This is a genomic window from Pantoea sp. SM3 (assembly GCF_000963995.1).
In the GTDB taxonomy this organism is placed as follows: domain Bacteria; phylum Pseudomonadota; class Gammaproteobacteria; order Enterobacterales; family Enterobacteriaceae; genus Pantoea; species Pantoea rwandensis_B.
Genome location: NZ_JZRD01000027.1, coordinates 1 through 471 on the forward strand (window position 1 = coordinate 1; position 471 = coordinate 471).

At 53.3% G+C, this 471-nt stretch carries 1 protein-coding gene; it reads left to right on the forward strand.

Going from position 1 to position 471, the window contains the following annotated elements; all coding sequences use genetic code 11:
- Positions 1 to 459, forward strand: a 459-nt coding sequence (locus tag VI01_RS15835; protein ID WP_156149370.1) for a transposase, incomplete at its 5' end; no start/stop codon positions are given.
- Between the last annotated feature and the right edge of the window lie 12 nt (positions 460 to 471).

Sequence of the window (471 nt, forward strand, 5' to 3'; positions counted from 1 at the left end):
TCGATGACGGATGCGATGCGTTACCCGGGTAAAGAAATAGCGGATCTCTACAGTCATCGCTGGGAGATAGAGCTGGGATATCGTGAAATAAAGCAGGGTCTCCAGGACAGCAGGCTCACGCTTCGCAGCAGGAAGCCGGAGATGATAAGGCAGGAGCTGTGGGGCGTGCTGCTGGCCTACAATCTGGTGAGATATCAGATGATAAGAATGGCCTCAACGCTGAAGGGATACTGGCCTAACCAGCTCAGCTTCAGGGAATCGACAGCGTGGGTGATGAAACTGCTCTGGACACTTGAAGGCGCATCGCCTGGGCGTATCCCGGAACTGGTAAAGGACGTAAGTTCGATAGCAGAGATGGTCAGACTACCGGGACGACGGGAGCGCTCGTTCCCAAGGGTGGTGAAAGAGAGACCCTATAAATATCCGACAGCCAGAAGAAAAAATGCCAGTCAGGCTTAACTGACTGGCATT